This is a genomic window from Nonlabens tegetincola, assembly GCF_002117085.1.
In the GTDB taxonomy this organism is placed as follows: domain Bacteria; phylum Bacteroidota; class Bacteroidia; order Flavobacteriales; family Flavobacteriaceae; genus Nonlabens; species Nonlabens tegetincola.
Genome location: NZ_CP019342.1, coordinates 509,948 through 533,142 on the forward strand (window position 1 = coordinate 509,948; position 23,195 = coordinate 533,142).

The 23,195-nt window shown below is 36.0% G+C and carries 22 protein-coding genes; 8 read left to right on the forward strand and 14 right to left on the reverse strand.

Annotated elements, in window-relative coordinates; all coding sequences use genetic code 11:
• Positions 1-11 precede the first annotated feature (11 nt).
• Positions 12-1,115, forward strand: a complete 1,104-nt coding sequence (gene yidC, locus BST91_RS13425) for a membrane protein insertase YidC (RefSeq protein WP_317043052.1) — start codon at positions 12-14, stop codon at positions 1,113-1,115.
• Between the two features lie 50 nt (positions 1,116-1,165).
• The gene (yidC, locus tag BST91_RS13430) at positions 1,166-1,822 is read left to right on the forward strand and encodes a membrane protein insertase YidC (RefSeq protein WP_317043053.1); all 657 of its coding nucleotides are present in this window, start codon (positions 1,166-1,168) and stop codon (positions 1,820-1,822) included.
• Positions 1,823-1,999: 177 nt separating this feature from the next.
• On the opposite strand, the gene BST91_RS02620 is transcribed toward yidC (BST91_RS13430), so the two are convergent.
• Both BST91_RS02620 and BST91_RS02625 read right to left on the reverse strand, forming a co-directional pair.
• A complete protein-coding gene (locus BST91_RS02620) occupies positions 2,000-4,348 on the reverse strand; it encodes a T9SS type B sorting domain-containing protein (protein ID WP_085774350.1) in 2,349 nt (782 codons plus the stop codon).
• 62 nt (positions 4,349-4,410) lie between these two features.
• On the reverse strand, positions 4,411-5,229 hold the full coding sequence (locus tag BST91_RS02625) for a hypothetical protein (RefSeq protein WP_085774351.1): 819 nt from the start codon (positions 5,227-5,229) through the stop codon (positions 4,411-4,413).
• Positions 5,230-5,957: 728 nt separating this feature from the next.
• On the opposite strand from BST91_RS02625, the gene BST91_RS02635 reads away from it, so the two are divergent.
• The 5 genes from BST91_RS02635 to BST91_RS02655 all read left to right on the forward strand — a co-directional run bounded on the left by BST91_RS02635 (position 5,958) and on the right by BST91_RS02655 (position 8,324).
• Positions 5,958-6,713, forward strand: a complete 756-nt coding sequence (locus BST91_RS02635; RefSeq protein ID WP_085774352.1) for a hypothetical protein — start codon at positions 5,958-5,960, stop codon at positions 6,711-6,713.
• Between the two features lies 1 nt (position 6,714).
• On the forward strand, positions 6,715-7,137 hold the full coding sequence (locus BST91_RS02640) for a DUF5675 family protein (protein ID WP_085774353.1): 423 nt from the start codon (positions 6,715-6,717) through the stop codon (positions 7,135-7,137).
• Positions 7,115-7,372, forward strand: coding sequence for a hypothetical protein (locus tag BST91_RS02645; protein ID WP_042278090.1), 258 nt, complete (start codon positions 7,115-7,117; stop codon positions 7,370-7,372). Before BST91_RS02640 ends, BST91_RS02645 begins: the two co-directional genes overlap by 23 nt.
• A 123-nt stretch (positions 7,373-7,495) precedes the next feature.
• Positions 7,496-7,819 (forward strand): hypothetical protein, encoded by a 324-nt coding sequence (locus tag BST91_RS02650; RefSeq protein ID WP_085774354.1) that lies wholly within the window; start codon positions 7,496-7,498, stop codon positions 7,817-7,819.
• A 178-nt stretch (positions 7,820-7,997) separates the two neighbouring features.
• Entirely contained in the window at positions 7,998-8,324 is a 327-nt protein-coding gene (locus BST91_RS02655; RefSeq protein WP_085774355.1) for a YegP family protein, read from the forward strand.
• A gap of 1,064 nt (positions 8,325-9,388) precedes the next feature.
• Here the strand turns inward: BST91_RS02655 and BST91_RS02660 are convergent.
• The 8 genes from BST91_RS02660 to BST91_RS02695 form a co-directional block, all read right to left on the reverse strand.
• Entirely contained in the window at positions 9,389-10,090 is a 702-nt protein-coding gene (locus BST91_RS02660; RefSeq protein WP_085774356.1) for a M48 family metallopeptidase, read from the reverse strand.
• Positions 10,090-13,209 (reverse strand): type I restriction endonuclease subunit R, encoded by a 3,120-nt coding sequence (locus tag BST91_RS02665; RefSeq protein WP_085774357.1) that lies wholly within the window; start codon positions 13,207-13,209, stop codon positions 10,090-10,092. Before BST91_RS02665 ends, BST91_RS02660 begins: the two co-directional genes overlap by 1 nt.
• Positions 13,210-13,335: 126 nt before the next feature.
• Complete coding sequence (locus tag BST91_RS02670; RefSeq protein WP_085774358.1) at positions 13,336-14,667, reverse strand: nucleotide-binding domain-containing protein; 1,332 nt, start codon at positions 14,665-14,667, stop codon at positions 13,336-13,338.
• The gene (locus BST91_RS02675; RefSeq protein ID WP_085774359.1) at positions 14,664-15,179 is read right to left on the reverse strand and encodes a Pycsar system effector family protein; all 516 of its coding nucleotides are present in this window, start codon (positions 15,177-15,179) and stop codon (positions 14,664-14,666) included. Before BST91_RS02675 ends, BST91_RS02670 begins: the two co-directional genes overlap by 4 nt.
• A gap of 4 nt (positions 15,180-15,183) precedes the next feature.
• Positions 15,184-16,428 (reverse strand): restriction endonuclease subunit S, encoded by a 1,245-nt coding sequence (locus BST91_RS02680; RefSeq protein WP_085774360.1) that lies wholly within the window; start codon positions 16,426-16,428, stop codon positions 15,184-15,186.
• A 1-nt stretch (position 16,429) separates the two neighbouring features.
• Positions 16,430-17,440 carry a virulence RhuM family protein gene (locus tag BST91_RS02685; RefSeq protein WP_085774361.1) on the reverse strand — a complete coding sequence of 337 codons (1,011 nt, stop codon included), beginning with the start codon at positions 17,438-17,440 and terminating at the stop codon, positions 16,430-16,432.
• Positions 17,441-17,442: 2 nt separating this feature from the next.
• Positions 17,443-18,957, reverse strand: coding sequence for a type I restriction-modification system subunit M (locus BST91_RS02690; RefSeq protein WP_085774362.1), 1,515 nt, complete (start codon positions 18,955-18,957; stop codon positions 17,443-17,445).
• A gap of 1 nt (position 18,958) precedes the next feature.
• Entirely contained in the window at positions 18,959-19,546 is a 588-nt protein-coding gene (locus BST91_RS02695; RefSeq protein ID WP_085774363.1) for a restriction endonuclease subunit S, read from the reverse strand.
• A gap of 144 nt (positions 19,547-19,690) precedes the next feature.
• Between BST91_RS02695 and BST91_RS02700 the strand changes: the two genes are divergently transcribed.
• On the forward strand, positions 19,691-20,020 hold the full coding sequence (locus BST91_RS02700) for a phosphotyrosine protein phosphatase (RefSeq protein WP_244895675.1): 330 nt from the start codon (positions 19,691-19,693) through the stop codon (positions 20,018-20,020).
• A 10-nt stretch (positions 20,021-20,030) separates the two neighbouring features.
• Here BST91_RS02700 and BST91_RS02705 read toward each other — a convergent pair whose 3' ends face one another.
• The 4 genes from BST91_RS02705 to BST91_RS02720 form a co-directional block, all read right to left on the reverse strand.
• Positions 20,031-20,720, reverse strand: coding sequence for a P-loop NTPase family protein (locus BST91_RS02705; RefSeq protein ID WP_085774365.1), 690 nt, complete (start codon positions 20,718-20,720; stop codon positions 20,031-20,033).
• A complete protein-coding gene (locus BST91_RS02710) occupies positions 20,717-21,451 on the reverse strand; it encodes a hypothetical protein (protein ID WP_085774366.1) in 735 nt (244 codons plus the stop codon). The genes BST91_RS02705 and BST91_RS02710 overlap by 4 nt, the downstream gene beginning before the upstream one ends.
• Positions 21,452-21,521: 70 nt before the next feature.
• Positions 21,522-21,800 (reverse strand): helix-turn-helix domain-containing protein, encoded by a 279-nt coding sequence (locus BST91_RS02715; RefSeq protein ID WP_085774367.1) that lies wholly within the window; start codon positions 21,798-21,800, stop codon positions 21,522-21,524.
• A gap of 537 nt (positions 21,801-22,337) precedes the next feature.
• Positions 22,338-23,192, reverse strand: coding sequence for an RteC domain-containing protein (locus BST91_RS02720; RefSeq protein WP_060522904.1), 855 nt, complete (start codon positions 23,190-23,192; stop codon positions 22,338-22,340).
• Positions 23,193-23,195 lie beyond the last annotated feature (3 nt).

Below are 23,195 nucleotides of genomic sequence, written 5' to 3' on the forward strand. Positions count from 1 at the left end.
TCTATCTAGAAATGGAAGAAAATAAAACAGACTGGAAGCAAATATTAGGTATGTCCTTAATCTTTGCAATATTGATGTACATGTTCTTTATGAATAAGGAAGAAGTACAAGAACAAAAACCCAATACCACAACTGAACAATCTATATCCAATAATGATCAACTTGTTCCTGATGGCTTGACAGTTGTAAATGATTCAATTAATCCTAGTAATAGTGCTGAAACTTTATCCTACCAGACCGAATTAGTAGATTACAAATTCAGTACAAAAGGAGCGTATTTAACTCAAGCCGAACTTTTAAAGTTTAAGACTTATGATTCTTTACCAGTTTACTTAGTAAACGATGGTGATATGCGATTGAATTTGACCTTTATGACCAAAGATGGTCGTAAGTTAAATACCGCAGACATGCTTTTTACTCCGCAACAAAGTATGAACGGTGAAAATAAGGTTTTTAACTTCGTTGCTACACCAGGTAACAATGCCAAAATAGAATTTAGATATGAAATCAAACCAGATAATTATATGGTTGATTTTACTATTAGAAGTACTGGTTTAAACTCGGTTGCAAATACAAGTGATGCTGTTTTACTTAAGTGGGATATGCAAGGGTATAGACGTTCAAAGAGTATTCAAAATGAGAACAGATATACTGAAATTAAATTTGAATATGATGGTGGTAGCGATGATTATACTGGACAAGGAGAAACCGCCGAGGAGGAAGGAAACGCTATTACTTGGGCAGCTTACAAGCAACACTTTTTCAGTTCAATACTTGTAACTGACACTCCATTTACGTCTGGTGTTTTAAGAACTAAGAATATTGCATCAATAGACGATACACAAAACAAATTCACCAAGGAATTTAGTTCAGAATTTCAATTAGATTATTCTGGTGGTGAGTTAATGTATAATATGGACTGGTATTTTGGTCCTACGGATTATGACATTCTTGAAAATTATGATGCCAATCTGGAAGAAGTAGTTGATTTAGGTTGGGGAATTTTTGGTGTCATTAATAAATATGTAATTAGACCACTATTTACTTTTATTACGTCTCCTAATTATCTAGGAATTCCTGTTGGGATAGGTATTATTCTTCTAACATTTGGGTAAGGTTATTATTATCGCCAGTTTTATATAAAAGTTATTTAACTCAGGCAAAAATGAAAATATTACGTCCTGAGATTGAAAAAGTAACTGCAAAGTATAAAGATGACGCTCTTAAAAAGCAACAAGAAACCATGCGTATTCAGCGTGAGGCTGGAGCGAGTCCTTTATCTGGATGTTTACCGGCCTTATTACAGATGCCTGTATTTTTTGCCTTGTTCAAATTTTTCCCAACTGCTATCGAATTAAGACAGAAAAGCTTTTTATGGGCAGATGATTTGTCGAGTTACGATGAAATTTTTAAACTTCCTTTTCACATACCGGTTTATGGAGATCATGTAAGTTTATTTCCAATTCTAGCGTCTGTTGCTATATTTTTCTATATGCAAATGACCACTGGTCAAAACATGGCGCAGGCACAACAACCAGGAATGCCTAACATGAAGTTTATCATGTATTTATCGCCATTATTCATGTTAGTTTTCTTTAATAATTATGCAGCTGGTCTATCGCTTTACTATTTTGTATCCAACTTAATTACAATAGGACTGATGTTGGTTATAAAGAATGTGATAATTGATAAGGATAAGGTTCTTGCCAAAATTGAGAAAGCAAAAGCTAAACCTAAAAAGAAGGGTAGATTTGCTAAAAGAATGGAGCAGATGATGGAACAAGCACAAGCTCAACAAGAGTTACAGAAGAAGAAAAAGTAACATCTTATAATACAACATTAAAAACAGCTTTGTGAATATTTCATAAAGCTGTTTTTTATTATTCAATAGAATACTTTTAATTGTATGATATACCTAATAGGGTGAAAGGAAAGAGTTGATTATTGTAGATATTATTATTTACTTAGAGATTGTAAAAAGCTTTATTGTATTTAATATCTATCTCTTTAAAGTAAAATGTCCTGAAAAAGAACTTCCATTATTTCTAGTTGCTTGAAACCAATAATCTGACGAGGGAAGTTCAATACCATTATATTTTCCATCCCAAGTTTTTCTTGAATTATTCAAAACACTTAAAAGTTTGCCATAGCGGTCAAAGATTTTAATATTCAAATCATTAATTTTTTCAAAATTTAAAATAGTCCATTCATCATTATAACCATCTTGATTTGGCGTGAAAAACCTAGGGTAATTAATAATTAAAACATTTTGATTATAAGTGTTATTACAATCATCTATTATAGTCAATTCATATTCTCCTGTTTCCAAGTCTGTAAAATACCCAGTATCGTTTTGTAAATATTGGCCTAAGTTATAAGTAATATTTTCTGTTCTGTTTGTGTTAACTCTTATGGAATTATTGTATCCTGAGAATTCATCAATTGAAATTGACTCTATAATAAGAGGATCTTTTGGTTCTATGTTATATTGAATCTCTAACTCACAAATATAATTTCCTAAATCCCTGAAAACTCTTAGATATTGGGTGCCTTCTGCATTTGCCATAGTGTTCTTATTAGTGTCTCCATTTGACCATAAATATGAATCAAATCCGTCAGGACCTATGAGTTCTACAGGTGTACCTGTACATATTTCGACATTCATAACATTTTCAATTTGTATAAAATATTCAGAGTAAATCAAAAATGAAGTAGAATCAAAACATTCTGGGTTTTCTCTATTTTCAATTCTTACATAAATTTCATGATTACCTTCATTGCCATTATACTCGGTTATTTTATTTGTTCCAGTTAACATGTCTTCCTCGGTCAAAAAATATGTCACATTAAATACGTTACTAGCTTGATTTATAAGGACTTCATCGGTAGTTTGAGTGAAGTTTATGATTCTGTTCTCTTGGCAGTTATAAATGTCTGAAGGTTGATGTGCAATAGGGCTGTCGTAAATTTCTACTTGAATGTTTTCTGTAACTAGTATTCCTGTTAAGATGTCATTATATTGAACTGAGACGTTGTAAATGCCAGGAGAACTAAATGTATGTGAAGGATTTCTGTCGGTACTTGATGAATTATTGTCATCAAAATTCCATAAGAAATTGGTTGCCTCATTTTCAGGGTTAACATAAAAGTTAGTTTGCTCATTAAGACAAATATTCTCAAATGAAATTCCTAAAGGTAATTTGGGTAAAAGGAATGATGGAAAATCAATTAAATTATTAGCATTGTTCAGTATAATTGAATTGTTATCAAAGCTAACATTACCGATGACATCTGCCGGGTTATTTACAGCTCCTATAAGAGGACCGTTTGGTTGTATGGAATATATTTTTCTATCCGGTCCCCTACAAAGCTGATTGAAGGGGAAACCATTATTAGGATCTACGATTACTTCATGATCTAATGAAATACCAGTAGAGTTCTCCAAATTTATTCTATGCATCCCATTTGCAGAGTCAGCAAAGTATACGAATTTACTATCATGCGTGAATTCAGCAGTTGCTAAGGATAAATTGGCTTGACTTGAAGGTACTAAGTTTAATTTTTCTGCAGTAACTTCAATATCATTAAAACTTAATTTACCAGTCAAATTGTCAAAATCATAAATTCGAATTGTGCTTGCGATAGGAAAGCACACAGCTACTTTTTTACTATCGGGTGATGAAACCATCATACCTCTGTTGTATGCTACATTCAAATCGTCCAACCCTAAGATTGATTGAGAAGTAACATTATCTAATCTTATACCATTTTCAGTTATTAGGTATGATCTAAAAAAGTTTTGGCTTATACAGATCACCCAAATATCTCTTCCATTATAATGCCTCGCTGTTGTTAGGTGTTGTGTTGTAAGATTCCTTATTAAAATCCCTGATGTATCTGTCAATATATCACCAAAACCATTGTTTAAGGTCATATCAACTACAAAGTATTTCAAGTCAATTCGCAGTCCCACTTGCTCCTGTATAAAAACATAATATTGATTCTCATTTCCAGGATTTCGAGAAACAGCTAATTGTGATCCAATTTGACTATATACAAAAGTTGGGCTGGAAGGCATTAAATTATGAGATTTATCATAGAATCTATTCCCTTCGGTATAAAATAATAGATTTCCATCCTCATCATTCACAACACCTAAGTTGTCTGGTCCTTCGACTATACCAAAAAATATGTTTCTTGTTAATGCATTATCAGTAATTTCTACAGGTGATCCAGAATTAAAATCTAATCCTGCGCGTTGCCCAAAATACCATATATTTCTTTCATTTTGAGCAAAATTTATGATGCTGTAAAAAAACAATACTAAGCAAATAACTGATTTAAACATTTGAATGAAGTTGGTATAGTATTATAATGAATTATCCTAATATGGAATATCGATAATTTGCCTTACTCCTTAAGAGTAACTGTTCTTGTCACACTATTGAATGGTCCAGGTATAACTTGATTATTATCGTCAACTAGCTCTAGTTTGATAGAAACTTCACCCGTAGGAAGTCCTTTTACAATATATGGAGCCCATTCAGTAATAGTAAAAACCTCATCGTTTATAGTAGCTCTTACCTTATTCCCGTCTTCTGAAAGAGTAGTGTTAATAACAAAGAAATCTAATAGTAAATTCTCTGTGTCTTTACCAGAATACTCTCCTTTAGGTCTGCTGTAAATAAGAGTAGGAGCATCCATATCCAATTCTTGAGTAATCTCATCACCTACTTGTACTTTCTTTACCACGACAGAATTGTTATTTTTAACGGATTCATGGTAAGATCTACTTAAAAAAGCTACTAGGTGGTGTGTTCCGTCAGGAAGAGCTTTAGTAAAGGTAGGCTCATAGTGAGCAGAGTAGGGTTGATTATTCACAATAAAGTGAATGTGCTGACCTTTTCCTGAATTGGCTAAACGGTTTGCATTTTCACTGTCAGTAATTGCTCCTAATTCATAGTTTGTAACTTCAAAATCAAAGTTAGTCTCACCGGAAGGAATAGTTCCAGAAACATCTGGAGATTTAAGAGAAAGACTAGCAGTTTCATACGCTGGTGAGTCCATTAATTTTTCGATAGTAATAGAAGGCAATTCTTGTTCTACCATCGCTTCTTCAGAGAGCATTTCTTCGCTTTCCTCTGATTTTGGAGATTCTTTACATGCAATAAGTGTGGTAGCTGTTAAGGCTAAACCGATAGCTGCTATTCTGTATTTTTTTATGTTCATGATATTAGTTTGTTAGTTAATTTAAATTTTTAGTCTTCTCAAAGATAGTAATAGTGATTTGCAACAACGTGTAAATTAACGCTTTCTTGGGTTTGTGACTTTTGTTTTGTAAATATGAAGAAATAAAAAACCCAGCTGTTAAAGCTGGGTTTTTAAAGTGACCTCGACAGGATTCAAACTTTTTACGGGTGAACCTTGGGAAGCCTCGCTATATCTATGTTTTGGGGATGCCCGGGATAATGTTCACAAGTGAACTGACCGAATACCTACCATTTTAAAAGAACTTGTTTAATTGAAATTAGCATTTCAAGACTACATAAAGATAACTCTTTTCTGGATTCAAACCTACTCAAATGGCTATAAATACTATGAAACTTGAAGTAAATAATCTTTGATAGTTTCCTCTTTAATTCCGCTGTACTCGGCGAATTCTTCTACTGTGACAAACTGGTAAGACTGCTTTCCAAAGTGGCTTCTAATGTCTTGTAATAGCTTACGGCCATAGCGTTCACTCCTGCCGGTGAGGCAATGAACGTCTTTTGGGAATATAGTGGCTCTTACAATCTTCATTTTAATACACTATCCATACTTCATCCGTGCGGCATCTACGGTTGAACTATGCACTTAAATCGGCAAAAATCGTGCTAGGTGGCAGATGCGGTTCTGGAAACTCTGGTAGCTCTACAAATCTAGTTTGATTTGTCGAGTAATCATAAAAATTTCTAAAAATGGCTAGACAAACTGGTATTATCAAGCTAAAAGGAACTCTTGGCGACATTTCCTTTTACAAAAGCTCTGATGGGCATCTTGCGCGCACCAAAGGTGGCGTGGATGCTAATCGTATCGCTAATGACCCAGCGTTCCAAAGAACGCGTGAAAACGGCTCTGAATTTGGACGTGCCGGGAAGGGTGGAAAAGTAATCCGTAACGCCATCCGTGTGCTTTTGCAGAATGCAAAAGATAAGCGTGTGGTAAGTCGATTGACTAAGGCTCTTGTAGCAGTTACTAAAACTGATACTACTAATGCGCGTGGTGCTAGAACCATCGAAGATGGTGATATGAGCACCCTGCAGGGCTTTGAGTTTAATCTCAATGGTAAACTTGGTGCGACGCTTTTTGCTCCGTACACGACAGCTCTCGACCGTGCAACGGGCGATGTGGAATTGAACCTTGCGCCATTTGCGCCAGCTGTTCGTATTGCTGGACCAAGCGGGACAACTCACTTTAAAATTGTGACTGGTGCTGCAGAATTGGATTTTGCAAATGAAGCTTCCAATTTTGAGAGTGCTGAGACTGCAATCTTGCCTTATGACTCCGCAAATACTGCAGCTATTAACCTTGCGGTTGCTCTACCCGCTGGTAGCGCATTGCCGATTCTTCAGGTAATAGGTATTGAGTTCTATCAGGAAGTAAATGGGCAGATGTATTCACTTAAAAACGGTGCTTACAACGCGCTGTCTATTGCTAATGTAGATACGCAGTAATATGAACCTCATCCTGAAGCGAAGCTACTTTGAAAGGGGTACCAACGGTGCCCTTTTCTTAAATGGCCATCTGGTCTGCTTTATGATTGAGCTGCCTTGGCGCGAAAACCAGAGGAATATTTCCTGTATTCCAGAAGGATGCTTCGAAGTGGTGCCGCGGTTTTCGCCTAGATTCAAAAATCATTTGCACGTGCTGGATGTTTCTGGTCGCAGTTTGATTTTGATTCATCCGGCTAATGACGCGCTGCGTGAATTGGAAGGGTGCTTGGCGCCCGTTTCACAGCTTAGTGGACTTGGTAAAGGTTTGTCTTCTCGAGCTGCTTTACAGAAGGTCCTATCGCTTTGCCATCAGGCGTATGACAGAAAAGAAAAAGTATTTATTACAATTAAATCCCAGAATTATGACACTTATAGAACGTTATAAAAAACCTACCCCTAAATTTTTCCGAACCTTGCGCAATATAGGTATCGCCTTGGCAACTGCTGGTGGTGCCATCATCGCAGCCCCTATTGCTTTACCGGCAACTTTGGTGACTATTGCAACCTATGTAACTGTAGCCGGTACGGTGGCAACGGCGGTAAGTCAAGCAGTAACAGCTGATAATACTTCCGCTTCTGCGAAAGCGAAAAAAGAAGAGTCTCCAGAGGCTAAAAAGTAATTCGATGCCACACAGATATATGTCTACGAAAGCGGGAACGATAGGTGGCACGATTGCCACAGCGTTACATTCTATTTCTGCGGATGATCTCATGGGATCTGCGGTGGTGGCCATTTTTGGGGCGTGTGTGAGCTTTATAGTTTCGCTTTTGCTGAAGATTTATCTCAAGGACTGGTTGAAGTCTCGACTGCGGCGCAAGAGGAAGAAATGACAGAATCAAACGATAGAGCCTTGGTTTACCGCCAGGGCTTTTTCAATCCAGCCAAAGAAAATGAACACATTTTTTTTACAAAGAAAAACGAAAAAAAGAAAGCCCTCTTTTTGGTGGCGTGGCCAGGCTGTCAAGTTTTTTGGGAAAAATCGTGCGCTTTCGAAATTGCTATACTGACGATAGAAGAAACAGCTAACTCACAGAAGCAGGCGGCGATTTGGCCAAGCCAGCAGTAACCTGAACCAAGGACTAATTCAAAATAAATGTTCTAAAATGGTGCGCACCTTTGGCGCACTATTTTTTCAAAACCCGTAGGGCCTGAACTTTACTGCTGGTGTGCGGCTGGGTTGAGGAAGCCACCTATATTTGTGACCTTTTTTTATCTTTATCTGATATCATTTAAAACCAAATACTATGGGAAAATTTGAAACGTATAAAGATTCTAGTGGACAGCACAGGTTCAGATTGAAAGCGGCCAACGGCCAAAACATACTGGCAAGTGAAGCATATACCTCAAAAGCTGGTTGTCTCAACGGTATTGAATCGGTTAGAGAAAACTCTCAAATCGATAGCCGATATGACCGAAAGAAATCCAGTAACGGAAAACACTATTTTAATCTGAAGGCTAGTAATGGCCAGGTCATCGGCACTAGTGAAATGTACGAAGGCAGCTCGGGTATGGAAACTGGTATTAAATCGGTAATGAATAATGCCCCTAAAGCCCCTGTTGTCGAAACCTGATTTTTATTGAGCAGGTAATTCAAAAGGCGCGAGCCGACTGCGAGATTAGCAAGGGTGCCGTGAGTGGGCGCCTGTAGGCACGAAAGGCGGTCACGGCCATGTTTACACTAGGTGGCGCAGTTTTTTGATTTGGTTTAAAGTGATTTCTATTTTTAATTGAATAGGTAAGTGCTGTGTGTGAGTGAGGTGACTGACGGTAGGAAGTCGCTGAAGGAATACATAGCTCTTACTTACTAGGACGGAAGCGGTGCCAGCTTATCCGCTAGGTAAGGTGGTACGGCTGTAGAACATTATCGCTATACAGAATATTCATAAAGTTGATATCAAAAACTGTGACACCGGTAGACCTAAAACCTGTGGCAAGTTACAGCAGCTGGGCAAAACCCATTGAGGTGAATTAAGTTGTACTTATAAGGCTACTAAATATTCTCAAGCTGCCATAGGTTATAGGTCGTAGCCCGCAGCGACACGCAGGCTCGCAAAACAATAAGTGGCGGTTGTACCCACCGATAACACCACGCGATAGCGTGACCGAATAGGGGTGTGGGTACAAAAGTAGACACGAGTGCAGAAGGCATGGAATGTGTGGAGTACAACAAGCCACCGCTTTGGATGGTGTTGTGGACGTGGTGGCGGTCCCTGCAAGGGCAATTTTAAAACATTGAGATAGTGATTAAGAGATCCTGAATCGAGTTCAGGATGACATGCTTAAATAATACCCTTGCTGGGATGTTTTATGGAACAAAATGGAACAACTGGCGCACACCTTATTACCTGCCTTCCCGGATGTCTATGCTAGTAGTGCTATTTGATACGAAGACGTTCTCGACTTTCGCTCGAACTGACAAAGTAGGTTCTAATATGTTAAGGCTTACTAATTGACTAACTTATATTCGTGGATGTGCGCGCAAAGGCAAAAAATACTGGTTATGGTAACGGAGCGTCTATCCGATAGGTAGGTGCGTAGTGGACATAACTAGTATTGCGCACGAACGTAAAGCTTTTGCGAGTGAATGAATGTAGCTTGCGAAAGGAATGAATGAGTAAGTGCTGGAAGTGTGGCGTTATGATAACTTATTCTCTAACTTATCCTTCCACTTCTTCCAATTAGGCATTATGGAAGTCAAGACATTGTAAAATTCTTTATTGTGTTTTGGTATTACAAGATGGCACATTTCGTGGATCAAAACATACTCAATACATTTAGAAGAAGCTTTTATAATTTCAGGATTGATGGTGACTTTATCTATTGTATTACAGCTTCCCCAGCGTTTGGCCATTCTTCTAATTTCAACTGTGGGCATTTTTATATCATACTCTTTAAATTTCGCGAAAGCATCAATAGCTATTTTGTTGAATTTTTTTTCGGCGTGCTCATAATACCATTTTGCCAATAGTTTTTTTACCAATTCTTGATTGATTGTATTCTTGCAGGTTACTTGTAATCTTCCAGCTTTAAGCTTTACTTGATTCGTATTACCGGCAATCACTTTTAAAAGGTAGGATTTACCAAGATAAAAGTGAGTTTCGCCAGAGATGTATTGTCGCTCTGGAGTGCGTGGTAGAAATTGTTCAAAGTACTGTTGTTGTTTGATAATCCAGGATGCTCTTTTTTCGACTTTTAAATCAATATCTTTTACAGGACTTTCTTCTGGAGCAATGATATGAACAGAGCTATCTGGATGTACCTCGATAGCTAAGGTTTTGCGCTTAGACCGCTGCAGCTCGTAAAAGATTTCTTTTGTGCCGTATTGTATGCTTCTCATTAGAAATTATTTTTAGCTACACGCAAGCACTTGATTAAGATGGCATCGATTTCATCAAAACTGATTTCAATACCTAATTGGCTTCTTTTACCGATCAAATAATCTTCTATTTGATTTTCCATTTTGTTTTGAATATCGACATTCTTTTTCCAATCTGTGATGATAAGACTGTTTACAATCTCTTCAATTTCAACACCTGCCTCGGCAACTTTCTGTTTGCTAATTTCTTTATCTAGTTTTTTGTTGAGCACTTCATTTAAAGCTCCATAAAAAGCTCTCGCTCTTGGATTGTTTTGTACTGCATTTGGAATACCTTCTTGATAGCCGTTCGCTAGGTTGTCTCTTGTTTTTTGCATTGCCTCGAGGTATTCTTTTTCAGTAAGTCTGCCATCGTAAAAGTCTTTAATGGTTTGCTCTATCAGCTCTGAGAATTTTTTGTAAAAAGCCTCATCTTTCTCCATATTTTCGGTGATGACTTTTTTCATTTGGTGAGCTATAAAGTCTGCTTTAGAAGCTGGTGTTTTGCCATAACTTTCTAATGCCTCTTGTACCATATTTTTGTCAAAAATATTTACATCACGAGATAGTACTTGTACATTGTCGGCATCTATATAAGTGTCTAATAGCTTACGTACACGAGGTTCATATTCTTTATAAGATACTTTTTCGGCATAGCGGAATTGCACTGATAGACGTAAACTTTGGAATTTCTTTAATTCGCTTTTATAAAAGCCAATTTGCTCTGTATTAAATTCATTGTAAAAGTCATCTGAGGCTAATGCGGTTTGGAGTATTCTTGCAAATGCAGAAACACGGTCGTAAAACTGATCACGAATGTCTTTATCTGCTATGTGTCTTTCTAGTGCTTCAATGTCTTTTTTGTCATAAACGCCTTTAAAAATATCCCAAACCTCTGCGTGTCGTATAGGAACTTTACGTATTTCATCTTTTACATCAACTACGGTGTTTTTTAAATCTTCTTCATCAAAATCCTCTAAAGCACTGTACTCTGTTAATGCTTCATCTAGCTTTCCTAAAATACCTACGTAGTCTATAATATGTCCATATTCTTTACCTTCAAAAAGACGATTTACTCTTGCAATAGCTTGTAATAAGTTATGTGCTACTAGAGGTTTTGCTAAATATAGTACTGTGTTTCTAGGTGCATCGAAGCCTGTTAGTAATTTGCTGACTACGATAATAAGTTCAACCTCCTTACTATCTTCTTTAAAACGCTGAATTACATCTGTTTCATACGCTTCTTGGTCATTATGGCGTTCTAAGATTTGTTTCCAGTATTTTTGCGATTCGCTAGAGCTTTCTGACCACACATCATCGTTATCTTGTCTGCTATCTGGTGGTGTAAAAACTACACGTGTATTAATTCTAAGAGACGGATCTGTTTGCGCTTCAAAATACTTTTGGTATTTGATGGCTACATCTATTCTAGGAACAGCTAACTGTGCTTTGAAACCTGTGTTCTTCCAATTGTCTCGAAAATGTTCTGAGATGTCATAGGCAATTTCTTCAATCACGTTATCAGACTCGTAGATCTTGGCTATGGTGGCAAATTTCTTTTTTAAGTCTTTACGCGCTTCTTCATTTAATGGTGCTGCAAGACGTTCAAAACCCTTATCTATTTGTTTTTTGTTGATACTCAATTTTGCAGAGCGTCCTTCGTATAGTAATGGTAATACTGCACCATCTTTTACTGCTTGATCTATGGTGTATTTATGAATAAAACCACCAAATTTTTTAGAGGTGCTTTTTTGAGACTTCATTAAAGGTGTACCGGTAAAACCAATATATGAGGCATTAGGAACAATACGCTTCATATTTGCGTGTGCGCTACCGTACTGACTGCGGTGACTTTCATCTACGAGTACAAATATGTTTTGAGACTCCTCTTTAAAAGATGCACGTTTTGTGGCTACTTCAAATTTATCAATGATGGTGGTGATGATTTCATTGCCTTTGTCTTGTAATAGCTCTACTAAGTCATTACCACTTTTTGCCTTCTTGACATTTTTACCACAGTTTACAAATGTTTTGAATATTTGTTTGTCCAGGCTTATTCTATCGGTTACAATGATTACTCTAGGTGATTCTATTGTCTTATCTAGTGCCAGTGCTTTAGAAAGCATTACCATTGTTAATGACTTACCACTACCTGTAGTGTGCCAAATTACACCACCTTGACGGTTACCTTCTTTGTTTTTAGTTTTTACGCGCTGTATGGTTTCTTGTACAGCAAAGTATTGCTGGTAACGACATATTTTTTTGTCTGGACCATCAAAGACTATGTATTTATAGGTTAAATCGAGTAATCTAGAAGGATTACAAAGCGCATAAATGCCTTTATCTTGCTCTGTAACCAATCTTTCTTCAGCCAGCGTGTTATTAGTCTTCTTTTTAAGGAGCTTGGTAATTTCACGTTCTGCATCCTCTTTCCATACGCTCCAGAATTTGGCTTTAGTACCAGTAGCACCATACTTTACTTCATTAGGATGTACTGCTAGTAACAACTGTGCAAAGTAAAACAACTTAGGAATTCCCTCGTCCTCTCTTTGGTTACGAATGTTTTGGGAAATAGCTTCATCTAGTGCTTCATTTTTATCACGACGTTTGTTCTCTATAACTACAAAGGGAATCCCATTAACAAATAGTACGATATCTGGACGACGTTTTCCTTTGCGACCTTCTACCTCAAACTCTTCTGTTACGTGGAAGACATTATTTTCTGGATACTCCCAGTCTATGTAGTTTACGGTATAAGCTTTACGATCTCCTTGAACCGTCTCGTTAAAACTCTTGCCCAGTGTAATTAAATCATACACACGCTCATTAGTTTGTACTAAACCTTCATTAGGTACATTTTTTAATGCGTTGATAGCGCCTTGGATACTACCAGTAGAGAATTGGTAGGCTTCTCCTTTGTACTCAAAAGCATTAATTTTAGCTAACTGGGCTGCTAGTATATCATCAAGAATGACATTAGTGAATAGTTCTCCACGAGCTATAAATACGTCATCAGGAGATATGTATTGCCAGCCCATTTTTTGTAATAGAGAAAGCGCTGGTTTTTGAGAGTCGTTATATTCTGAGTAATTTACAGACATAGTTTAGTTTTTACGCTTTCGCGAAATAGTGAAAATATTTTTTCATTATTAATTAAATTAATCTTACGAATCATTAAATTCAATTTGAATATTGTCAAGGAGAGGCTGTAATATCTTAATTGATTTTTATAACATTTTAAGGTTTACTTCGTCACCATATCCGCCATCAACATATATTGGGAATTTCAAAATTATATTGTCCGAATGTTGTCGTTTAATTGTACATTTTAGATAATGATTGCCTTGATAACCTGCGTGAGCTATGCAATACGTTTTATTTACAAATCTTTTTTCAAAGAAGTGATGTTCATCATTAGCTTTCTTAGCATCTGAACCATCGTTGTATGCCTCCCAAATAATAGTTTCATAGTTTTTTCTATAATACGGTAAATTATTATAAGTTAATTCATATCGAATTGATTTACCTTTTAGGATTGCGTAGTTATTCTCATAATATGATGTGCCATTAGTATCGCTTTTCGAATTACAAACTATTGCTTTTAACTTAAATGGTTTATCAATTATTTCTAGTTTTCCAGAACCATTTTGTTTGTAAAACGAGAAACTGTTCAAATACTTTTTCCAATTAAAATCGAATTGGCGGTAGTTAAAATTTGATGATTGAATGATGTAACGATCATCTACATATTCACCATTTTTATAAGCTTTTGGAATAGAAATGAAATCTTGTTTCATTTCGATTGTGTCCAAAAGGTTTTTACCAATTCTTATAGAATTTGTTGAGGCTTTGTGCTGCAATTTTGCCGCTAGATCTGTGTGTAAACTAGTCGTAGTTAACTCGTTACAATTTGCTATACCATAGTGGGACCACATCACTTCTTCATCTGAGCCATAATCGATGCCTACTCTAATTTTAATTGGGTCAAGACCATAGCTAATGAAAGCAGATGATAAGTCTTCAGAAACAGCTTGGCATAAAACACTCGCTGCATTTAAGGCATTTATAATACTATCGCTTGGATTTGAATTTTTTCTCACAAATTGTACAAATGCAGCATCACCTTGAAGTCTATGTATATGACCACCAAAATGGCTTGCTACATTTATGCAAAGTGTTAGTAATGTGTCCTTGATTAATCGAACCTCTTCTAGTGAATACTTTAAAGCTAATCTTGTAGAGCCTTTTATGTCGATAAACATAGAAACACAATGATGTTTAAGGGTTTGATTTTCATTCAAATATGAAAAATCAGGATGATTACCTATTGTTACCTTATCAAAAGAATGTTTATTAGGACCAAAATATTTTTGCAACTGATTAGAGTCAAAATCTAAAATTGTTTTTGAATTAGGTTCAATTGTTGTAGGAACTGAAGAAAATGTTTTTGTACTCTCATTTAGTAAAATGTATGGAGAACTCCAGCTTTTTTCAAATGATTGATTTGATCTACTCAATACACTTTCTAAGCCTGCTTTGTAATTGTTAAATAAACTCATATTATTTTAATTATTATGATTAAAAAAAGTAGAGCAAGTTGTGCAAACACAAATCTGATAGCCCAGCTAATTCTAAAATATTTGTTTTTTAGTCCCTTAGATAGAGCATAGATTTGTTTGGCCATATCTTTAAAGGCTTTTTTATCCTTTTGATTTTTATATTGTTTTAGAAATTGGTTTTCTTCCATATTTGCTATTGAATTAAAAAACACTAGTGAATGGTATTTTTTACTACTTGAATTATTTGTTTTTAGAAATGGAAATACAGCAGCAATCGTAAAAGCTATGCTTATTAACCCCAAAATAAGAGTTGTTACTAGTAGCCCAATGGTAAAGGCTTTTGCAGCTGAACAATTAAATTCAACAATAGTTTTGAAACTTGTTACAATAAAACCAAATAAAAAGGCACTAAAAGCAAGTAGAAAATTACCTTTACTGTTAGCTCCTTCTATGTAATGGTCAAATCTTGCCAGAACATATCTTGATTGTTCAATTTTTTCAATATTTTTCATAGTCCTAAATTTTAACCCTTTTCTCACCAGTTAACAACTGCTGCATTAATCCTTGTTTTTGTTTTTTTATCTTTCTCAATGAATCTATAAGAAGGTCCAGAGAATTACTAGACGCCTCAATTGTTTCTACAATCTTTACTTGTTCCTTTAGAGACGGTACTAGAATGGGACAGCCTAAAACCTCTTTTTTCTTTAGGTTTGTTTGACTTAAGCCATCATTAAATTTCAAGTAGAACTTATTTCTATTTAATTGATAATACAAAAACTTAGTGTTTATGTTTTTAGCAGTCAACGAACAAATCCTTTGATTCAAAGAATATTTGTTATCATCTTCAATGAGATAACATTTAGCAAGAGCTTTCCCGTTTGGAACATCACTCATAACCATTACGATATCATCTTTACTTAATGGAGAAGCCTGTTTTTGGGTATACTTTCTTACCTTACCTTCTGTGGATATAAACTTAGAATTTACTACAACATATTGACCGTCAGCATCTATAAACTGTTCGTGTCCTTTGCCGTTTTTGAAATCACTAACCTCGCTCAATTTCACTTCTTCCCACTCCTCAGTAAACCCATCAAAACGCTTCTTCCCAGTAAGTAGCTCCTGCATAAGCCCTTTTTTAAGTTCTTGTTTTTGGGCAATGAGCTGTTCTTGTGCAGCAATAGCTTTATCCCAAGTGCTGAGGATACTGGCTATTTTTTGTTGTTCTGGGAGTGGTGGGATAGGTAATTCTATTTTTTGAATTTCTTTGAGCCCTAAATTTTTAATTGTTGAACCTGTTGAAACGCGTTTAAAAAGATTGTTTATTGTATGAGTCTGTAATTGGTATGCTAAATATTCTTTTGAATTTGTGCTGTCAATATTTAAATACGCTGCACTTTTACCCAAAACTACTTTTTCATTGTTATAAAATGCAATGTTTCCAATCGTTCCATTAATAGATAAGAATAAAGTAGAATTATCAAGATTTTTTTTATGTTTCAAATATTCTTCTTCATCAACACACTTAGTATTTTCTGTGATTAAGATTTTATTTTCAACAAGATTATTACCATTAATGAAATAGTATTCTGTGTTTTCTGAATATCTTGGCGTGGAGTGCAAACCATCACCAATTTTAGTTGTAAGATTTTTTATTGGCAGCATTTTCCACTCCTCAGGAATCCACCCTAGTTTGGTTTTTTTGTAGCCTGGTTTTGTTTGTTCTTTCGCGAAAGCGGTATTATCTGTAACTGCTTCCATATTATTTTTTCTTTTTAATTTTCTCAGCTAGAGCTTTTAATTCCTCAAGTTCCCTACGGTCTGCTTCTTCAGCAGCTTCTTTTTTGCGCAGCTTATCATAAGTTACATAGTGCATACGTACTTTTTTCTCCATTGCTTTGTGTGATATTTTTCCTGGTGATTTAAGCACAGGAAATTCATTGAAAGCAATGAGCTTGTCCAGATTGTTTTGCCAGTAAGACATTGTAAGGTCTTGCTGGTTTTTTACACGTAATTCTGCTTGTTCTAAGAAGATAACTACGAGTCTGTTAAGGCTGTCTAGCTCATCTGCTACCAAATAATTTTTTGCAATAGTGATATCTTGTTTGCGCACCACATTACCTTTCCAGTTCGTCAATCCCATATTGGGCTTACGTGCATCTGCTCTGGCAACAATAAGCTCTGCAGCTGTCTGTCGTGTTACCGCAAAGAGAAGCTTGTTTTGTGCCTCTGCAAAAAACATTTGTGTAGCCTTGTCTGTAGGGTCATAATCGCTACTTAAACTAAAAAGGTCACGTACTTTTTGGTAAAAGCGTTTTTCACTTGCACGTATATCACGTATACGCTCTAGTAACTCATCAAAATAATCTGGGCGACCATCAGGATTTTTAAGACGCTCGTCGTCCATAATAAAACCTTTGCGCATATATTCGGCAAGGTTACGTGTAGCCCATTGTCTAAACTGTACACCACGTTTGCTGCGTACACGATATCCTATAGCAAGAATCATTTCTAGTGCGTAGAATGACACCTCATATTCTTTACCATCTGATGCAGTTGTCAAGTAATCCTTGATAACTGAATTAGGGTTTAATTCCTTGTCTTTCAGTATATTTTGTATATGGAGACTAATGTTTGAAACAGAGGTGTCAAAAATTTCTGCTAGCTGTTTTTGATTGAGCCATACGTTATCATCACGTTCAAATAAAGCTACTGATGCTTTACCATCTGAACTGGTGTAAATGATGATGTTATTTTGTTCGTTATTTTCCATTTTTAATACCCTAATTCTTTTAAATGCTTGTTCATTTCTGCACGTACTTCTACGAGCTCGGCTTCCAGTTGTTCAATGTTTTTTTGAACTTCTGCAATATCAACAGGTTCTTCCTCTTCAAAAGTGTCTACATAGCGCGGTATGTTTAAGTTGTAATCATTCTCTGCGACTTCGGCAGGAGATACCACAGCACTGTATTTGTCTACGGTAGCAAACTCTTTATAAGTATTTACAATTTTCTCAATATCCTGCTTACGTAGTACATTTTGCTTTTTACCGTCATCAAATTCTTTACTCGCATCTATAAATAAGATGTCCTTAGTTGTTTTTGCTTTATTAAAGATGAGAATGGCAGCCGGTATACCTGTACCATAAAATAGATTAGTAGGTAAGCCTATAACCGCTTCCAATAGATTTTCTTCTATAAGCTTCTTGCGTATTTTTTGTTCTGCGCTTCCGCGAAAGAGTACACCGTGCGGTACAATAACACCTACTTTACCCGTAGGCAAGGTGGTTTCTATCATATGCAGGATAAAGGCATAGTCTCCTTTAGATTTAGGTGGAACTCCACGCATAAAACGCTTGTAGCGATCTGCCTCTGCGTTTTCGTGTCCCCATTTATCTAAACTAAAAGGAGGATTTGCTACTACAATATCAAACTTCATTAAGGCATCGCCTTCAAGCAGTTTAGGGTTGTTTATGGTATCACACCACTCAATTTGTGCAGCATCCATACTATGTAAGAAACAGTTCATCTTACTTAGTGCCCAGGTATCACCATTACTCTCCTGACCATACACAGCAAAATCGTTAGATGGGTTGCCGTCTTTATCTTTTGTTTCTTCAGCTACTTTAATAAGCAGTGATCCAGAACCACAAGTAGGGTCAAATATTCGATTTCCTTCTTGCGGAGCTACTAATTTTGCTAATAGGCTTGATACTTCTTTAGGTGTAAAAAATTCACCACCTTTTTTACCAGCTCCAGAAGCAAATTTTTCTAGCAAGTACATATAGGCTTCACCTAAAATATCTTGTTTACCTTCCCATTGTGATGGACGGAAATCCAGTTCTGGCTTTGCAAAGTCGTTAATTAGGTTTTTTAAACGACGGTTACGGTCTTTAGTTTGACCTAACTTATCAGAGTTAAAACTGATGTTTCTAAAAACACCATCGAGTTTTTCAATATTAGCCTCTTCAATTTTTGCAAAGATGGTGTCAATTTTTTCACCTATATCTGTGTCGTTTCTATGCTCGTAGATATAATCAAAGGTGCAGTTGTTTGGTAATACAAATCGCTCTCTTCTTAGTTTACGTTGTATAAGTTCGTCATCATCACCATAGCGTTCTTTTAGTTCGTTATAGTGATCTTTCCAGACATCACTTAGGTATTTAATAAACATAAAAACGAGGATGTAGTTTTTGTATTCTGACGAATCAAAAGCACCTCTAAATGTGTCGCAGGCATTCCATAATGCTGCGTTAATTTGTTCTTGTGTGGGTTTTGTTTGGTTTGACATTTTATAGTGCGTTTAATAATTGAGTTGTTGTTAATTGATTTTTTAATGCAATGATTTTATGACTTATTGCAAGTTCCTTATTATGTAAAAGTGCTACTTGAGCTATTTTATTTTGTGTTTCTAATGATGGTAGAGCAATAGGCGCTTCTTCTAAAATAGGTTTACTAATACTCTTAGTATAAGTTCCTGTCTCGTTAGATTTAAAATAATTTTGCACCTCAGTTTGATTTAGGTACCAGGCTATGTAAAAAGGATTAGCTAATCTGGTATCAACTTTGAGTACAAACAGCGCAGATGAAGCTATAGTAGGAGTGTTATCAATTTCTTCAAAAACTAGTGAAAAATTGTTAGTGCCCTTTGCTATGAATAATACATCGCCGTTTTCAAGAAAGTATTTATCTTTTATTTTTTCTCGCTCCACAAGAGTGCAGTCTTGTCCAATTACGGTATAGTTATTTTCAAAATCTTTAAGCTGTATCACACGAACACCTCCATTATGGATATGCTGAATTTTACCTCTAAAGGAGTATCCAGAGGACAAGCCTTTATAGCTTAGAATAGATTTTAATGACACAATTTTACTCTGCATAATTTATATTACATAATTATTATGATGCAAATATATGTAAAATTTATGAGTTGTGCAAATTTATTTACGCATAATTGCTATGATGCATTTTAAATTATAGTGTTTTGCAGTGATATGTTTAGTTTTGGTATATTAGCTATTACTATGAAAATCTTATTTGTTTGTTCGGTAAATAAACAGCGGTCAAAGACTGCAGAGGACTATTTTGCTGAAAAATATCAAGCATACAAATTTTTAAGTGCCGGAACTAATCTTAGGATTTGTAGGAAAGAAGGTACAACGGAGTTGACTGAAGATTTGTTGCAATGGGCTGATGCTGTTTTTGTAATGGAGCAGAAACATCTTGATCAAATCCAAAAACATACAGGATCTAAATATTACTCAAAGATTAGAGTGTTAGATATTCCAGATGTTTTTAAGTATTATGATAAAGAATTGATTAGGTTGCTAGAGGACAAGTTGAACTTTTCTTGATATTTAAATTTTAGATTCTTTTGTCTTTGCTTTTTGCTGAAAAGCTAATAAGATTAAATTGCTCGCGCATTCTAGAGCGAACACGCTCTCCATAACGTTCTTCAATTTCTACAGCATTAAGATTTGTTGTTATATGAGTTAAGATATCTTTTTGTTTAAAAACCTCATATCTTGATATGAGAATTTCGCCCATTACATTGCAATCTTTACCGTAGTGGCGACCGGTGGCCTCGACACCGAGGTCGTCAAAGCAATATGGCTTGTTATCAGAATAGTCTTCTATTGTTTTATAGCCAAGGTGGTTGAAACCAAACACGATATTCCTGCAAGGAATGAGTGCGAATTGATGGTAACGCTTGTGTGGTACCAGATGAGGTAATAACCTCATTAAAGTGGTTTTACCACATCCTACTGGACCTGATAGCAGTAATCCCTTATTAAGGTCTAAATCGAATTTATCACATTCATTTTGGTCACCTATGAAATAGTTGATGAGCTTGTAAAGTAAAGCTTTATCCTCATCATATATTTTAAACTGCTTGCCGAAGAGTAATTTACCTCGTGCGTCTAGAAACCTCAATGCCGATTTAAAGTCGTAGTGTAGGAAATTGTTTTTGAGCTCCGCTACTTGGAATTGAGTACCACCTAAGATCAGAGTTCCGGGATTGTTTGGGGCGAATTCTGTGATTTGATTTTTCATAAAGGCTCATCGTAATTTTTGTTGCGATTGGTGTGTAAGTTTAGTGCATTCCTCTCGCTACGCTCTTCGGACGCAGTCTTTAGGGATTGTGCCTCTAAACCGTTTGTTCTCGACTGCGCTCGAACTGACACTTCTTCTTGGTGTTTTAGCATCCACTTTTTCGCGGAAGCGTTCCAATCTTGCATTTGTATTTTCCCACCTATTCTCCAGCCATTTGCTTGGTAGTGATTGTAGAATTTTTGAGCTTCAACAGCTGGCCAGTTATTTTCAAGAAAAAAATCAATAACATCTTGTTCGTTTTTTGGATTAGATCTGTTTATCTCGTTTATATCTGTTTCTTTAGTTTTCTTATGTTTATATATAGGTCCCAATGCTTGTACTGAATTTGGGACAGAGTTGGTTACTGGTTGTCCCATAGGTTGTACAACACTTGTATCAAAATTGAGCATCTTGATTTTTGAGCCCTTGAATGGATTGTGAGAAGGCAGGTAAATTAGATAACCCCAATTATGCAGATCCTTCAGGTTCTTGTGGTAAGTGTTTTTACTTCCCAGCTTTGCTAGCTTCATTACCTCATCTCGATGTATTTGAAATTGACCAGCAAACCTGTGAAAGTTCCAATACTGAAAAAGTGCTACGTACAAACTGATATGCGTAGGATTTAATCTAGAGTCTTTTTGGAATTGACCAAAAACACCGTTGAGGTGTTTGATGTAGTTTACTTCTGGCATGAGCACTTATTCACTCGCTTTCTCGACTGTCGCTCGAAGTGACACGCTCGTATATGGCGAGAATAATAAATTAGATTGAGTTATCGATGCGGTTCTCTGCAATGATTCGGTGGATCTCTTCTGTATCGTAAAAGATGATGCCACCTATTTTAGAATAGGGTAGTGTGCCGTTAATGCGTAGGTTTTGAAGTGTGCCTGGACTGACTTGAAGTAGTTCCATTACCTCAGCTGATTTGAGGTATTTCTTTTCTGAACTACCAGTAACAGTTTGCATAATGTTCTTAATGTCCTCGAGTAACTCCATTTTGAATTCTCTTAGGTCGTCTGTGGTGATGATGGATGTGGGCATAGTTTAGTTATGAGTTATGAGTTATGAGTTCAGAAGCCTAACCCTGAGATCCCGCATTACTTCGACTTCGCTCAGCACAAGCAAGTGCGGGATGACAGAGTAGTATAAGAGCAATGCGGTTATGATTTTTAATGATTGCCCTTAGATTAAGTTGATCCCGAGGCGAGCTCGGGACGACGCTCAAAAAAATCTGTTATAAGTTTTAAATGATTTTTTATCGCATCGTTTGACATTCGTTAGGCAAAAGTGATAAGGATTAGTGAGAATTCTTCCCAAGTTGGGAATGGGTTGGGTCAAAATTTAACAGTTTAAATCTGTGAAATTGTTGGTTTTCAAGAATTTGAATTTGCAAGCTTTTGCAAAAGCGTAATATCTATCTAGATTCAGAAATTTGAATAAGTCAAATAGGATCTGTTAACCTCTACATACATTCAAAAATTGATCTACATTCCAAGAAAAATGAAACTCCCTAGTTGGGAATAGGTTGTGAAGCCTTTTCTTATAGGATAGGATAAAGGTCGAAGATAATAATTGTGATTAGTCCTCGCGGTCCATCTTCTGTTGTAAGGCGATTTTCATCTCGTCCAAAAACTTTGTTTGATCTTTTTTACGTTCCTTAATTTCAAGAAACGTACGATAGGGATTGCCTAGTTCTAGTTCAAATAGTTCTTCACAGGCATTGACCATAGCATTAATAGCGGCTGTACCGTCTTCAATAGCTCCAGAGGCTTGAAGGCCGTAAATAAGTTCAATTAGATCTGTTTTTGTACCCGTCCATTTAAAGCCACGCTTAGCATAATGACTTAAAACGCCGTAAGGACTTTGCTGGCCTTGGCTTTCGGTAAATCTTAATTCCTGTAATAGCTTTTGATAATGATTGATAAGAAGATCATAAGCCATGATCTTAGCCACCAGGTTGTCGTGACTGGTTGAGAATTCGGCATCCGTCAGGAAATGGGAAGTATCGGTAATGAGCTGCACCTCATCCTTTCCTCTTAAGAAATAATAACGATCTAGATATGTAGATTTCTCGCGATAGTACTTTACAAAATCTAGATTCTTTTTATAGTCTCTCTGTAATTTTTCAATTTCTGTATCTATAAAGCTTCGTTGCTTCTTTATGCTGCCTTGTGGTCTAGCTAGTAGGAACTGATATAGCTTAGAGAAAAATTTAATTTTTGAATAAACTGAAGGCTTGATGTGCTTGAAAAAGTGAATTTCGTTCTCGTTTGACGTAAACTCATGTTGTCTCACTTTAATCCTCAATTCCTGCATGCACTTACGAGAGATTTTTATACCTAACTCAACACTATTAAAATCAGAGAGCTTTTCGTTTTCTATTTCATTGATTTCGGTTTTAAATTGCTCTACGATAGCAAGAATTTCATTCATACA